This is a genomic window from Thalassotalea coralli (genome assembly GCF_055786205.1).
Genome location: NZ_JBVVBK010000002.1, coordinates 546,178 through 560,567, shown reverse-complemented (window position 1 = coordinate 560,567; position 14,390 = coordinate 546,178). Strand labels below are relative to the sequence as shown.

11 protein-coding genes are annotated in these 14,390 nt (G+C 40.3%); 4 read left to right on the top strand and 7 right to left on the bottom strand.

Going from position 1 to position 14,390, the window contains the following annotated elements; genetic code table 11:
- Window positions 1–56: 56 nt before the first annotated feature.
- The gene (gene ppsR / locus ACOB80_RS07850) at window positions 57–866 is read right to left on the bottom strand and encodes a posphoenolpyruvate synthetase regulatory kinase/phosphorylase PpsR (RefSeq protein WP_473165255.1); all 810 of its coding nucleotides are present in this window, start codon (window positions 864–866) and stop codon (window positions 57–59) included.
- Window positions 867–1,013: 147 nt separating this feature from the next.
- Here ppsR and ppsA point away from each other — a divergent pair, with 147 nt between their 5' ends.
- A complete protein-coding gene (gene ppsA, locus ACOB80_RS07845) occupies window positions 1,014–3,386 on the top strand; it encodes a phosphoenolpyruvate synthase (protein WP_473165254.1) in 2,373 nt (790 codons plus the stop codon).
- Window positions 3,387–4,008: 622 nt separating this feature from the next.
- On the opposite strand, the gene ACOB80_RS07840 is transcribed toward ppsA, so the two are convergent.
- Window positions 4,009–5,100 (bottom strand): MBL fold metallo-hydrolase, encoded by a 1,092-nt coding sequence (locus ACOB80_RS07840; protein WP_473165253.1) that lies wholly within the window; start codon window positions 5,098–5,100, stop codon window positions 4,009–4,011.
- 128 nt (window positions 5,101–5,228) lie between these two features.
- Here ACOB80_RS07840 and ACOB80_RS07835 point away from each other — a divergent pair, with 128 nt between their 5' ends.
- Both ACOB80_RS07835 and ydiJ read left to right on the top strand, forming a co-directional pair.
- Window positions 5,229–5,825: a TetR/AcrR family transcriptional regulator gene (locus ACOB80_RS07835; protein ID WP_473165252.1), complete on the top strand. Its 597-nt coding sequence runs from the start codon at window positions 5,229–5,231 to the stop codon at window positions 5,823–5,825.
- Between the two features lie 236 nt (window positions 5,826–6,061).
- On the top strand, window positions 6,062–9,118 hold the full coding sequence (ydiJ, locus tag ACOB80_RS07830) for a D-2-hydroxyglutarate dehydrogenase YdiJ (RefSeq protein ID WP_473165251.1): 3,057 nt from the start codon (window positions 6,062–6,064) through the stop codon (window positions 9,116–9,118).
- Between the two features lie 125 nt (window positions 9,119–9,243).
- Here ydiJ and ACOB80_RS07825 read toward each other — a convergent pair whose 3' ends face one another.
- Entirely contained in the window at window positions 9,244–9,384 is a 141-nt protein-coding gene (locus ACOB80_RS07825; protein WP_473165250.1) for a hypothetical protein, read from the bottom strand.
- A 73-nt stretch (window positions 9,385–9,457) separates the two neighbouring features.
- Complete coding sequence (locus tag ACOB80_RS07820; RefSeq protein WP_473165249.1) at window positions 9,458–10,501, bottom strand: Glu/Leu/Phe/Val family dehydrogenase; 1,044 nt, start codon at window positions 10,499–10,501, stop codon at window positions 9,458–9,460.
- A 356-nt stretch (window positions 10,502–10,857) separates the two neighbouring features.
- Between ACOB80_RS07820 and ACOB80_RS07815 the strand changes: the two genes are divergently transcribed.
- The gene (locus ACOB80_RS07815; protein ID WP_473165248.1) at window positions 10,858–11,256 is read left to right on the top strand and encodes a DUF4826 family protein; all 399 of its coding nucleotides are present in this window, start codon (window positions 10,858–10,860) and stop codon (window positions 11,254–11,256) included.
- A 63-nt stretch (window positions 11,257–11,319) separates the two neighbouring features.
- Here the strand turns inward: ACOB80_RS07815 and ACOB80_RS07810 are convergent, their stop codons facing one another.
- The 3 genes from ACOB80_RS07810 to purB all read right to left on the bottom strand — a co-directional run bounded on the left by ACOB80_RS07810 (window position 11,320) and on the right by purB (window position 14,381).
- On the bottom strand, window positions 11,320–11,781 hold the full coding sequence (locus ACOB80_RS07810) for a GNAT family N-acetyltransferase (protein ID WP_473165247.1): 462 nt from the start codon (window positions 11,779–11,781) through the stop codon (window positions 11,320–11,322).
- A gap of 4 nt (window positions 11,782–11,785) precedes the next feature.
- A complete protein-coding gene (locus ACOB80_RS07805; RefSeq protein ID WP_473165246.1) occupies window positions 11,786–12,934 on the bottom strand; it encodes a JmjC domain-containing protein in 1,149 nt (382 codons plus the stop codon).
- Window positions 12,935–13,010: 76 nt separating this feature from the next.
- Complete coding sequence (gene purB / locus ACOB80_RS07800; RefSeq protein ID WP_473165245.1) at window positions 13,011–14,381, bottom strand: adenylosuccinate lyase; 1,371 nt, start codon at window positions 14,379–14,381, stop codon at window positions 13,011–13,013.
- Window positions 14,382–14,390: the final 9 nt, after the last annotated feature.

Here is a 14,390-nt window from a genome sequence, read left to right as displayed (position 1 = left end):
AACATACCGAAATTAAGCGCCTAAGGGAACAATCAAAGCAGAATAATTAATGAATTTTAGTACTTGTGACGTTGTAAGCCTGTTTCAGCTAAAATTTTTGCTGTTATTTCCTCTACTGACAGCTTGGTGGTGTTAATAAATGGTATACGTTCTTTTTTATAAAGTTTTTCAACTTCGCGTACTTCCATGCGACATTGACGAGAAGACGAGTAGCGGCTATTTGCGAGTCTACCATCGCGAATATCCATTAATCGTGAAGCGTCAATGGTTAAACCAAACAGTTTCTTTTTATACGGTTTAAGAAAATCTGGAATCGATAAATCTTCCATGTCATCGTCAATAAAAGGGTAGTTGGCGGTTTTAATACCATACTGCAAGGCTAAATAAAGAGAAGTGGGTGTTTTACCGGATCGAGATACGCCCACTAAAATTAAGTCTGCTTGTTCGTAATTGGTAATATTAGAGCCGTCATCATTAGCGAGTGAATAGTTTACGGCGTCGATACGATTGTCATAACTATTTTCATGAATACTGTGAGTACGGTGTGCTTTAGGTTTAGCATTTACACCAAGCTCTTGTTCTAAAGGCGACACAAAGTGTTCAAGAAAATTGTAGATTATGCCATCACATTGATCGATAATCTCTCTAATTTCTGGGTTAACAAACGTATGAAATACTAAGGGCTTCTCGCCAGAGTGCTTGGCGGCACGGTTGATTTTTTCTCTGGCTTCTATCGCTTGCTCAACAGTTTCGACAAAGGAAATAGTGTCGTGGTGAAAGTCCACAGGAAATAGCGACAGCAAGGCATGGCCAAACACTTCGGAGGTAATCGCTGTACCATCCGATATATAAAATGCTGTTCTCATTGAAGTTCCTTTTGTTAATATCTTATTCTGTAATTTAATGTGAAAGTTTACAATAATACTTTTAGTTCGCTTTGGCTATGTGTAAAATGCCACGAGTTTTTTAACTACAACTATACTTAGTTTTTTATCTCATTTGGAGAAATTGCTGTGCAAGAAAATGTCCTATGGTATGACGTATTAGGAATGGGCGATGTTGACCGCGTAGGTGGTAAAAATGCATCGTTAGGTGAAATGATTTCAAACCTTGCAAACGTTGGAGTGCAAGTACCCAATGGCTTTGCAACTACTGCATTTGCCTTTAATGAATTTCTTGAGCAAAGTGGCTTAAACGACCGAATCTACAAGCTACTTGATACCTTAGACGTTAGTGATGTAAACGCACTAGCTGATTGCGGTAGCCAAATTCGTCAATGGATTATTGACACACCTTTCTTACCTCAAATGCAAAAAGACATTGAAGACGCATATGCAAAATTAGCAGGTGAATTCTCTGACGAAGCTTCTTTTGCCGTTCGCTCTTCAGCTACTGCTGAAGATATGCCTGATGCGTCTTTCGCTGGTCAGCAAGAAACCTTCTTAAATGTTCGTGGCTTAGACGCTGTAATGACAGCGATTAAGCACGTATTTGCCTCTTTGTTTAACGACCGAGCAATTTCATACCGTGTCCACCAAGGCTATGACCATAGAGGTGTTGCGTTGTCAGCTGGTATCCAGCGCATGGTACGAAGCGACATTTCTTCAAGTGGTGTTATGTTTTCAATCGACACAGAATCTGGCTTCGAAGATGTAGTGTTCATTACATCTAGCTACGGTTTAGGTGAAATGGTTGTGCAAGGTGCAGTAAACCCAGATGAGTTTTATGTTCACAAGCCAACATTAGCAAAAGGCAACCCTGCGGTTGTGCGTCGTAACATTGGTAGCAAAGCCATTAAAATGGTTTACGCAGAATCGGAAGAGCACGGTAAGCAAGTTGAAATTGTTGATGTTGATGCCAAAGTATCAGATGAATTCTCGTTAACTGACGCAGAAGTTCAAGAATTAGCTAAACAAGCTGTAATCATCGAGAAACACTACCAACGTCCAATGGATATCGAGTGGGCTAAAGATGGTTTAGATGGCAAGTTGTACATAGTACAAGCACGTCCAGAGACCGTTCGTAGCCGTGAAAGTGCAAATGTAATGGAGCAATTCCAGTTACAAGCTACTGCTGACGTTATTTGTGAAGGTCGTTCAATTGGTCACAAAATTGGTAGTGGTGCAGCAAAAGTTTTAGCGTCTCTTGAAGAGATGGATAAAATCCAACCGGGTGATGTACTTGTTACCGACATGACAGACCCTGATTGGGAGCCGATTATGAAAAAGGCTTCAGCTATCGTAACAAATCGTGGTGGTCGTACATGTCACGCGGCAATTATTGCGCGTGAAATGGGTATTCCTGCGGTAGTTGGTTGTGGTGACGCAACTAGCAAAATTGCAACAGGTGACGAAGTCACGGTTTCTTGTGCAGAAGGTGACACTGGCTTTATTTACCAAGGCAAGCTTGAATTCACAGTAACAACGTCTGAAGTAGATAAGATGCCAGATCTACCATTGAAGATAATGATGAATGTAGGTAACCCAGATCGTGCATTTGCTTTTGCTCGTTTACCGCATTCAGGTATTGGTCTTGCGCGTTTAGAGTTTATTATTAACAAAATGATCGGTGTTCACCCGAAAGCGTTAATTAACTTTGAGAAGCAACCTGCAGACCTTCAAGATGAAATTCGCGATTACATGGCAGGCTACAGCAGCCCGGTAGAATTCTATGTAACGAAATTAACTGAAGGTATAGCAACGCTTGCTGCGGCATATGCGCCTGAAAAAGTTATCGTTCGTATGTCTGACTTTAAGTCGAATGAATACGCTAACTTAGTTGGTGGTGAGCATTACGAGCCAGAAGAAGAAAACCCAATGATTGGTTACCGTGGTGCTTCTCGTTATATCTCTCAAGATTTCAGAGAGTGTTTTGCACTAGAGTGTGAAGCAATCAAACGTGTTCGTAACGACATGGGCTTAACCAATGTTGAGATTATGATCCCGTTTGTTCGTACATTAGAAGAAGCTGCGGCAGTCATTGAAATTTTAGAAGAACATGGCTTGAAGCGTGGTGAAAACGGTTTACGTATTATCATGATGTGTGAGCTTCCTTCGAACGCATTATTAGCAGACCAGTTCTTAGATTACTTTGACGGTTTCTCTATTGGTTCAAACGATTTAACCCAGCTAACGCTAGGTCTTGACCGCGATTCAGGGCTTATTGCTCACTTATTTGACGAGCGTAACCCAGCGATCAAGAAGTTATTGGAAATGGCTATTCAAGCGTGTAAAGCACGTGGCAAGTATGTTGGTATCTGTGGCCAAGGCCCATCAGATCACAAAGACTTCGCTAAATGGTTAGTTGACCAAGGTATCGATAGTGTTTCACTTAACCCTGACACTGTATTACCAACATGGTTATATCTAGCAGGAGAAAATAAGTAAGTTCGAGTACTTATTTGAACTGAAAAGTATTGAATAAAAAAGCCTCGCTTAGCGAGGCTTTTTTGTTGTCAGTTTTAAACCACCTCCTATGGAGTTGGTGATCGTTCAGCTGGGGCTATGCTCGTAAAGAGCCTAAGTCCAAAAGTAATCCTTTAAGTTCTGGGTAGAGCCAGTTTTTTTCTTCTCAATTGGTATGACGAATACCCGTTCCCGTTGAAGCGATAACAGCAAATATTTTTAAGACCGCCACGCCTGTCAGCCATGGATGGCTGACACTGACGCGCGGTTGGACGAGCATTCGTCAGGTAGGCCTGACGGTTAAAATATTTGGTGTTTGACTTCGCTGAGTCGGGCGATGAGGGCGCCTACATGGATGTAGGTGGTAGAGCAACGCAGGAGCAGTTACCGAAAAGTTAGAGGGAAACAATCGATTTTTCCCTCTAACGTGCTGTCGGCACACCGACAATATAGTGTTAAGTTAACAAGAAGCTTGAAAGAATTTTACTTTGAGACGAATCAATGCTCGAAAGAAAGTAGCTCCCTTCTAGGGAGCCGTGTCAAAGCCACCTGCTATGCGAGTGGATTCTTTACTTCTGAATTAATTGGTTTCGCTAATCACCGTTTAGATCAACTCGCGCCACCAGGTTTCCTTGGTTTCTGGTTTCTCTACTGCGAAAAGGGTACCCACCAATGGAGTTACAATGTTTACCCCTTTGGTTTGTGCTTCGGTAAAAGCTAATTCGAGAGGCTCTTGCCAATCATGGAATGCCAAATCAAATGTACCGTTATGAATTGGCATCATATGTTTGCCTTGCAAATCGATATGCGCTTGAACACTTTGCTCTGGTGTCATGTGTATATCGGCCCAGTCTTTATCGTAAGCACCTGTTTCAATTAGCGTTAAATCAAAAGGGCCATACTTTTGGCCAATTTTCTTGAAGCCATCGAAATAACCTGAGTCACCACTAAAGTACAAACTAGCTTTAGGCGTTTTTACTACCCAAGAGCCCCAAAGTGTTTTATTGCCATCGGTTAATGAACGACCCGAAAAGTGTTTGGTTGGCGTAAAAGCAATGAGTGTTTCCCCAATGCGTTGTTCTTGCCACCAGTCGAAGCGTAATATTTTGTCGCTAGGAATTCCCCACCTTTCCAAATCGGCTTCAACGCCAAGTGGTACATAAAAATGCTTTGTTTTGCTTTCTAGTGCTTTAACCGCTTTTTTATCTAAATGATCGTAATGGTTGTGCGAGATAAATACGCGATCTATGGCAGGTAATTCTTCAATGGAGATAGGGGTGTCATGAAAGCGTTTTGGCCCCATAAAACTAAATGGCGAAGCTCTATCTGAGAAGACGGGGTCGTATAGCCAGTATTCACCGTAAACCTTTAACAGCACTGAAGAGTGGCCAAGTTTTACCATGAAAACATTGTCTGACGGCAGCTTTTCTAGTGACGCTGCTGATAACGATTCCATTGGGATTTCTACTTGGGGAACTGATTTTTTACTGTCTTTTGAGAAGAAGCGAATTGCAATTTCTAAAGTCTTTGACAGTGACTGGTTCATCATTGGCTCAGTATTACGAAATTTACCATTGGCAAAGTGATCGTTCTCTTCAACATTAATTGGGGAAGTAGAAGCTAAGTCTTGATTCACGGTAAAACCTCCAAGGGCAATTGAAATTAATATCAGTAAAAAAGCGGATAACCACTTCATAAATGACAACTCTATATAAAAAAGTAAACAGTGGTGTGCATTTTTTCACATGTTTACAAAAAAGTAAACAATGGTGTGTAACTTTATTTTTTTAAGCGCTATAATATGCCGGTTGTTAAGAGGTGCGAATGAAATTATCAGAACGTAAAAAATTAGACATTTTAACGGCTGCAGAAAAGTTGTTTTGTGAGCAGGGCGTTGAACACACTAGCATGGTTGAAATCGCTCAAGTGGCGAATGTTTCCAAACGCACTCTATATAATCATTTCGAGCATAAAGGTCTGTTATTCGCAGCGATACTTGCGTCGAATAAAGAACAGCTGACTAATACTCAAGTCGTTGAGTTTGATAAAAATCAGAGTTTAGAGGCACAATTAACAGCGATAGCACGCTCTGAAGTTGATTTACTAAAGTCTGCTCAATTTATCCGTATCGCCAAAATGGCATTAGATCAAATGATGAAAGATCCCGAGCTTTCAGCGAGTTTATCTAGCATGAAAGTAGGTTGCAGTAGTTATTTTGAAACCTTTCTTTTAGATGCTAAAAAGGCTGGTTGGTTATCAATAGAAGATGTTGAATTTGCCAGTAAGCAATTTGTTTATCAGTTGAAGTCGTTTGTATTCTATCCGCATTTATATAACTTCGATGTACCGACAGAAGAGCAAGAAGCTTTCATTATTGAACAAACGGTAAAAATGTTCATAGCTCGCTACACTGTTAAGTAGTAAAAACCTTATAGCGATTGCTTCTGTATAACTATTCTTATTTAAGTCTTTAGTGTCGGGCTGATGCGGTTTAAAAGGCACTAATTTCTAGAATAAATATATAAATACCCTTGTTTATTTCTTTGAGTAATTAAAAACATAGTCAAAAAAGTTATTAATCAAAGTTAAAACTAGAGTAAACATTCGAAATCGCCGTGGTATACTCGGGCAATTGTTAAATTTTAACCATGTGCTTTATGTTACCGCAATTATCTCCACAAGAATTACTTGAACCACTTTACGTTGAATTTTCGCAAGCGTTGAAAGAACAATCTTTTACCGGTGAAATCAGCGAAAAATACAGTGCTCGTTTGGCGGTAGCAACAGACAACAGTATTTACCAACAATTACCTCAATTAGTATTGCATCCTCGCACTAAACAAGATGTGCAAGCGATTACCGCATTAGCTAGCCAAGCAAAGTTTAATGATATTAAGTTTTCAGCCCGTGGTGGTGGCACAGGTACCAATGGTCAAAGCTTAACTCCAGGTATAGTGGTTGATTTGTCAAAGTATATGAATCGTATACTTGAGATTAACGTTGAAGAAGGTTGGGTGCGTGTTGAGTCGGGCGTGGTAAAAGATCAGCTGAATGACTTTCTAAGGCCTTATGGCTTTTTCTTCTCGCCAGACCTATCAACTAGTAACCGAGCTACTATAGGCGGTATGATTAATACCGACGCTTCAGGACAGGGTTCGTTAATTTACGGTAAAACTTCAGATCATGTACTGGCATTAGAATCTGTTTTAGCTAATGGTGAATTACTGGCTACTCAACCGATTTCGATGGAAGAAGCTAAAGAGTTAGCTTTGGGAAAAAGTAGCTACGGTAAGATCATCGCACAGGTTATCGCGACCAGTGTTGAAAAACGAGAGCAAATTTTAGCTAAATTTCCTCGATTAAATCGCTTTTTAACAGGATATGACTTAGAACATGCCGTATCAGATGATCTGCAAACGGTTGACGTTTCAAGGTTAATCACTGGTTCAGAAGGCTCCTTGGCTATTGTGTGTGAAGCTAAGTTAAATCTTACGCCAATAGCTCCTGCTAAAACATTGATCAACATTAAATACGACAGCTTTGATTCAGCTCTTAGACATTCGCCTACTTTAGTTGAAGCTAAAGCAACGTCAGTAGAAACAATTGATAGTAAAGTTTTAAACCTCGCTCGTGAAGATATTATCTGGCATTCAGTTAAAGATTTGATTACCGAAGTGCCAGGGCAGGTGATGGACGGTATTAATGTTGTTGAATATAACGGCGAAAGTGTCGAAAAACTCAAAGATCAAATTGACGAACTAACACGTCAGTTAGATAAAGATATTGAAAATAAAACAGGCGTTATTGGGTATCAAGTTACATCGGATCTTGCCAGTATTGGTAAAATCTACGCAATGCGTAAAAAAGCGGTTGGTTTGTTAGGAAAAAGCGACAGTAGCCAAAAGCCATTGGCTTTTGCCGAAGATACAGCTGTGCCGCCAGAGAAACTTGCTGACTTTATCGCTGAGTTTCGTGAGTTACTAGATTCTCATGGTTTGCACTACGGCATGTTTGGTCACGTAGATGCGGGTGTTTTACACGTTAGGCCTGCACTTGATATGTGTGACCCAGAACAAGAAAAACTAATGCGTGTCATCTCAGACCAAGTGGTTGCTTTAACGGCTAAGTACGGTGGTTTAATGTGGGGTGAACATGGCAAAGGATATAGAAGTGAATATGGGCCAGAATTCTTTGGTGAAGAACTATTCACTGAATTAAGAAAGGTGAAGTCTGCGTTTGACCCGCTAAATAAAATGAATCCTGGAAAAATTTGTACACCGTTAGAGTCAAGTGAATCCTTAGTCTCTGTAGATGGTGTAAAAAGAGGGACATTTGATCGTCAGATACCTATCCAAGTGAAAGACTCGTTTGATGCGGCTATGTCATGTAACGGCAATGGTTTATGTTTTAACTACGATACGACAAGCCCTATGTGCCCGTCTAGTAAGGTGACTCGAGATCGCCGACACTCGCCTAAAGGTCGCGCTGGTTTGATGCGTGAATGGTTACGGTTATTGCAAAATAAAGGCGTTGATGTTCTTAGTCTAGAGAAAAATGTCTCTGGTTGGTCAGTAAAGCAGTTACTCGATAAAGTAAGAAACTCGCTTTCACCCGCGAGAAAAGAGGACTTTTCTCATGAAGTGATGGAGGCTATGTCTGGGTGTTTAGCTTGTAAAGCTTGTGCGAGCCAATGTCCTATTAAGGTAGATGTACCAGATTTTAGAGCACGATTTTTACAGCTTTACCATGCAAGTTATTTTCGCCCAGCTAAAGATCATCTGGTTGCTAATGTTGAAAAAATTGCGCCACTTATGGCGAAAGCACCGAAGTTTTCCAATGCGATTATTGAGAATTCATTTGTTGAAAAGGCAACTCAAAAAGCGTTTGGCTATGTAGATACCCCGTTACTGTCGGTGCCTAGTTTGGCACAAAGAAACAAGTCTCAAGGCTACGTCAGCTTTTCACTTGATAAGTTTCAACAAATGCCTATCGAAAGACGTAAAGAACATGTGTTTATCGTCCAAGACCCTTTCACATCATTTTATGATGCAGGCGTGGTTGAGCACATGATGCAACTGGTGAAAAAGCTAGGTAAAGAGCCTGTTCTTTTACCTTTTACGCCGAATGGTAAAGCACAGCATGTAAAAGGTTTTTTAAAGCGCTTTGCAAAAACTGCTAGCACTACCGCGCAGTTTTTAAATTCACTAGCCGATCTAGACATTCCAATGATAGGTCTAGATGCTTCGACTGTTCTTTGTTATCGCGACGAATATCAAAGTGTTCTAGGGGAAAAAAGAGGACATTTTGAAGTAATGCTTGCGCATGAGTGGTTGATTCAGGTGATCGATCAGCATAAATCAGAAAATAAACAATTTGAACAAAATAGCAGCCAAATCTACAAATTGTTTGCCCACTGTACGGAAAAAACAGCGCTTGCTGGCAGTGAGCAACAATGGGTGAATATCTTTAAACACTTTGGGTTGTCACTAGAAAAACAAGCGGTAGGTTGTTGTGGGATGGCTGGTACATATGGCCATGAAGCCTCTAATTTAGATAATTCAAAGCAACTTTTTGATATGAGTTGGAAAGCGAAAGTGAGTGAGGTTTCTGATGAGCAGTTGGTGGTAACGGGGTATTCTTGCCGAAGCCAGTTAAAGCGTTTAGGGAGCAGAAAGTCCCAGCATCCTGTAGAAGTGTTAGTGAAAGCGTTATAGAAGATAATTTTTATATAGTTAAAAGTAATTAAAAAAGTGGTTTTTATACGCTGTGTATGGGAATTTAGTCTAAAACACTTAAGTGACTGTTTTTATAGAATTAATTGTGATTAACTCGTGGTTAACTAGATATTATCAAAATATTGACCTAGTGCTTGTAACAAAATGTTGCTAGATTCGATATCGTCAAGTAGTGACTTGGCAAACACGTTTCCATCCAAAAACTTTATAAGGTGACTTAGGTCACCTTTTTTTTGTACATTCATATTGCTCACTGAAGATCAAAAAAGCCGCTAAGTGTTAGCGGCTTTTAAATGATCTTTTATTGAAAGATAACGTTTATTGAGCAGCTTTGGCGATAATGTCACGAGCCATAGCGTCTGCTACTTCACCTGTTGGTTTATCTTGTGCTTGAGCTGTCGTGAACACGTTCATTAATGTATCGTAAATATTCTCAACCAATTTAGTTGCTTCTTCGGCGCAATATGGTTCAGGGTAAATTTCTAACGAAACATTGATGATACCACCAGCGTTTATCACGTAATCAGGCACATATAAAATACCTTCTTCTTTTAGCCTTAAGTCGTGCTCCGGCTTAGCTAATTGGTTGTTTGCACAACCAGCAATAATACTTGCTTTTAGTTGGCCAATAGTTTCGTCGTTTACAGAGGCACCTAGTGCACAAGGAGAATAAACGTCTACATCTTGGCTGTAGATTTCGTCTAAACCTACTACTTTAGCACCAAACTCAGTTGCAGCTTGGTCTAAAGCGCTTTGGTTAATGTCAGTAACAACTAATTCTGCTCCAGCGGCATATAACTTTGCACATAGGTCGTAACCAACGCTTCCTAAACCCTGAACAGCAACGCGAATGCCGGTTAAGTCGTCTTTACCTAACTTAAATTTAACAGCAGCTTTAATGCCTAAGAAAGTACCTAACGCGGTAAATGGAGCAGGGTTACCACTTTTTCCATCTAAGCCTGCAACAAATTCTGTTACAGTGTTGACGATAGCCATATCGCCTGTGGTGATGTTTACATCTTCGGCAGTATAGTAACGGCCCGAAACATTGTTCACAGCGCGGCCAAATGCTTCAAACAATTCTTTAGATTTTAATTCTTTCGGGTTACCGATAATGACTGCTTTACCGCCACCTAATTTTAGGCCTGCCATTGCGTTTTTGTATGTCATGCCCTTAGACAGACGTAAAACGTCGGTAAGTGCTTCTTCATCACTATTGTAATCCCAAAAACGACAGCCGCCTGCCGCAGGACCTAGAGCTGTGCTATGCACAGCAATTATTGCTTTTAAACCCGTTTTTTCGTCGCTACAAAATACGACTTGTTCATGATTGTCAAAATCAACTTTATCAAAAAAGGCCACAGCTAGATCTCCGTGTATGTATTTAAGTTAGTTGTTTTATAATTATTATTATTGTGAATGAAATATTGTTTGTAATAGTGTTTGTAATATTTCTTGGCGCGCACAATATCATTTCGGAAAGCCTTTCGCTAGTGGTATAGACAAATTATTACGATTAATTCTAAGGCAGGTCGACCACCTTTGTTTACGACCTAAATCGACCGAACTGCGTTTGAAATTATCGCTGAAAAAAATAACAATAAGTTTTTGATTAGTTTACGTATTTTTAACGTAAGCATGGGTAAGAGCTCGGAGTTGTTAGATGGAGTGGTTTTAGTTAATCTTCTAGATGACAAGTAGTACAACGAGATAAAACAATGACAAGTCAAGCAGTAATGTCAGATACAGAAAAAAGTTGGGTCAAAGAACAACTAGAAGCAGCTAACAAATATCTAGGCTCTAAGGGGATGGTGGTAAAAAGCATCAATGATAAAGAGAGTCGATTTCTAGCACCGGTAATGTCTATTTGGAAAATGAACTTATTAGACGAATCTAGTGTTTGGGTAGTAACAGGAGATATTCCTTCTGATTATGCCGCAACCACTGTTGCGCCAAGTGCGCGTGACGCTGCACGCCATTTTTCGTTTAAATGGCAGATGCAAGCAGAAAATCTGATGGCAAGTAACGATAGCTCGCAAAAAGAGTTTGCTAAATACCTTATTTCCCGCGCAGAGGGTTTATACGATATGTTCGATAAAGATGAGCTTTGGAGTTAAAGCTGTTTATGTTTGCTTGAGAAGTTAAATTAGCTTGGCATTGTCCTGCCTGATTTTTTATAGTTAATGGGTATAGCAATAATCAGCATTCGCCATTTTATCTAACTGACAAGACATACGTTGCCTAGGCATTCCGGCTTCCATAAACACCGCGCCTTCAGGGCAAAAATTAAAACGTCGATAATAATCGACGTTTTCTAGTGGACTATAGATAAACACTTCATCTAAATTTAGCTCGTTGGCAATAGCTAAAAGGCCTTGCACAACGAGATGATCTACTTGGTGTTTACGATATGACATCAGTACCGCTATTCGAGAAATTTCGCCAGTAGCTAGGATTCTCCCAGTTGCCACGGGTTCTTGAGTTTTGTCGTCACAAACCAATAGGTGGAAAGCAAAACGATCTTTTTTATCAAACTCTATATGTTTTGGAATGCGCCATTCACATATAAATACTTTTTCTCGTACCGTTTTTAGCAAAGGAGCAGCTTGCTCCCAAGAAACTCGGCTAATACTGAACGTCATGACATTATTCTATATACCAGTAACCCTTATTTAATACAGTAGTTAACAATTGTTCGTTTTTCAAACAAGTCATGAAACTTTTTGCTTCAGTTATTGTCAAAGGTTCACTTGAACAAAGTCGCGTCGCGAAAGCTAACGTTGCTTGGTCAATGTCAAAGCCGTCGCCATTAATAAAAAGCTTACTGTTAGGTACATGATGTACAAGGGATTTTATTCCTGATACTGGTGATAGAAGCAATTCTTCTGTTTGTAAAATTTCTTCTACTTGCTCTTTTGAAAGAGGCTCTACCGGCACAAGCAACTCTAATGCGTGATGGCTTTGTGTAAGAAACTTGCCAATGGTTTGCTGAAAAATATCTGGATTATTGAGTTCTTTCGCCATGAATTCACGTAACGCATCTGTATCATCAGCGGCTAACTCTTGCGGTGTTTGAGAAACCGTACGCGAAGGATCGCCAAAGCGCTGTTCACCTAAATTCTGATCGATCAGCACATCGGCAAAACATGACCATAAATCTTGACTGCTTGGCGCTTGAAAGCCAATAGAAAAATTCAGTGAGTTTTCTATTGATACACCGTTGTGAGGGTGGTTAGGTGGAATATACAATAAATCACCTGGCTCAGTTATTTCATCAATAATAGGCGCAAAAGCTGATACTTGTTTAAGGTCTGGATGCGGTAGTAATGTTTGCAAACTTGCATCTGGCGCACCTACTTGCCAACGTCTTCTGCCTTCGCCTTGTAATATAAACACGTCATATTGATCTAAGTGTGCACCAACACCGCCATTAGGTGTGGAGAAACTCACCATGACATCGTCAATGCGCCAACGAGGAATGAAATTAACCAAAGAAATAAGTTCATTGGTTTCTCTAGACCAGTTGTTAACGGCTTGCACAAGCAAGGTCCAATTGTCTTCACCAAACTGAGAAAACTCTTCGAAAGGGCCGTGGTGTACTTGCCAGTTGTCGTTATTATCATGTTGGATAATGCGTGATTCTATTTCCTGCTCCATGGCTAAACCAGCGAGTTCGTCGGCTTCAATCGTGCCTTGAAAATCAGGAATGGCTTGTTTGATGAGCAGTGGTTTTTTTTGCCAGTACTCTGCCATGAAACGTTCTGGGGTTAAATCTCCCCAATTGATTTGCATCATAGTTATTCCTTGTAGAATGAAAAAGGAACCCTAAGGTTCCTCTTTGATTCGCTAGTTAATTTAACTAGACAAAATATTAGTCAAGCTCAGCGATAAATGAAACTGCGCGACCGATGTAGCTCGCTGGTGTCATTTCACGTAGTGATGCTTTAGCTTCTTCTGGTAATTCTAGGTTATCGATAAAGTTACGCATTGCTTCACCGTCTACACGCTTACCACGAGTAAGCTCTTTTAGTTTCTCGTATGGCTTTTCAATACCGTAACGACGCATAACTGTTTGCACAGGTTCTGCTAAAACTTCCCAGTTTGAATCTAGCTCAGCTAATAAGCTATCTTCATTTACTTGAAGCTTGCTTAAACCTTTAAGCGTTGCTTGGTAAGAAATTAATGAGTGAGCAAAACCCACACCTAGGTTACGTAGTACCGTTGAATCAGTTAAGTCACGCTGCCAGCGAGATACTGGAAGTTTTTGTGCTAAGTGAACAAAAATTGCGTTTGCAATACCTAAGTTACCCTCTGAGTTTTCAAAATCAATCGGGTTAACTTTGTGTGGCATGGTAGATGAACCGATTTCACCCGCAATGGTTTTTTGCTTGAAGTGGCCTAATGCAATGTAACCCCAAACGTCACGGTCAAAGTCAATCAAGATTGTGTTGAAACGAGCAACCGCATCGAAAAGCTCAGCGATGTAATCGTGCGGCTCAATTTGTGTTGTAAATGCATTCCAAGTAATACCTAAAGACGTTACGAACTCTTCAGAGAACTGGTGCCAATCTAACTCTGGGTAAGCTGAAAGGTGAGCGTTGTAGTTACCAACTGCACCGTTAATTTTACCCAGTAGTTCTACTGCTGCGATTTGGTCACGTTGACGCTTTAAACGCACGTAAACGTTCGCAAATTCTTTACCCATAGTACTAGGAGAAGCAGGCTGGCCGTGTGTACGACACATCATAGGAATTGACGCGTATTCGTTTGCTTGCTTTTTCACTTCAGCAAGAATTTCATCCATTACAGGAAGAACTACTAACTCACGTGCTTCTTTTAACATTAACGCATGAGATAGGTTGTTGATATCTTCTGATGTACATGCAAAGTGAATGAATTCAGAAACAGCATTTAACGCTGGGTTACTTTCTACTTTCTCTTTTAGGAAATACTCTACCGCTTTAACGTCATGATTCGTTGTTGCTTCGATTGTTTTAACGCGATTTGCATCTTCTTCGTTGAAGTTAGCAACAATAGCGTCTAATAGCGCATTTTCTTCCGCTGAAAAGGCCGGTACTTCACTGATTGCGTCAGTTGCCGCTAGTTTTTGTAACCAACGTACTTCAACGGTTACACGGTATTTGATTAATCCAAATTCACTGAAAATAGGGCGAAGCGATTTTGCTTTGCTGCCATAACGGCCATCTACAGGTGAAATTGCACTTAATGCTGAAAGTTCCATAGTCTTTTC

Coding starts and splice junctions, on each gene's coding strand:
- ACOB80_RS07805 (WP_473165246.1), bottom strand. CDS start 12,934: ATGATGCAAATCAATTGGGGAGATTTAACCCCAGAACGTTTCATGGCA.
- ACOB80_RS07810 (WP_473165247.1), bottom strand. CDS start 11,781: ATGACGTTCAGTATTAGCCGAGTTTCTTGGGAGCAAGCTGCTCCTTTG.
- ACOB80_RS07835 (WP_473165252.1), top strand. CDS start 5,229: ATGAAATTATCAGAACGTAAAAAATTAGACATTTTAACGGCTGCAGAA.
- ppsR (WP_473165255.1), bottom strand. CDS start 866: ATGAGAACAGCATTTTATATATCGGATGGTACAGCGATTACCTCCGAA.
- ACOB80_RS07825 (WP_473165250.1), bottom strand. CDS start 9,384: ATGAATGTACAAAAAAAAGGTGACCTAAGTCACCTTATAAAGTTTTTG.
- ACOB80_RS07815 (WP_473165248.1), top strand. CDS start 10,858: ATGACAAGTCAAGCAGTAATGTCAGATACAGAAAAAAGTTGGGTCAAA.
- ydiJ (WP_473165251.1), top strand. CDS start 6,062: ATGTTACCGCAATTATCTCCACAAGAATTACTTGAACCACTTTACGTT.
- ACOB80_RS07840 (WP_473165253.1), bottom strand. CDS start 5,100: ATGAAGTGGTTATCCGCTTTTTTACTGATATTAATTTCAATTGCCCTT.
- purB (WP_473165245.1), bottom strand. CDS start 14,381: ATGGAACTTTCAGCATTAAGTGCAATTTCACCTGTAGATGGCCGTTAT.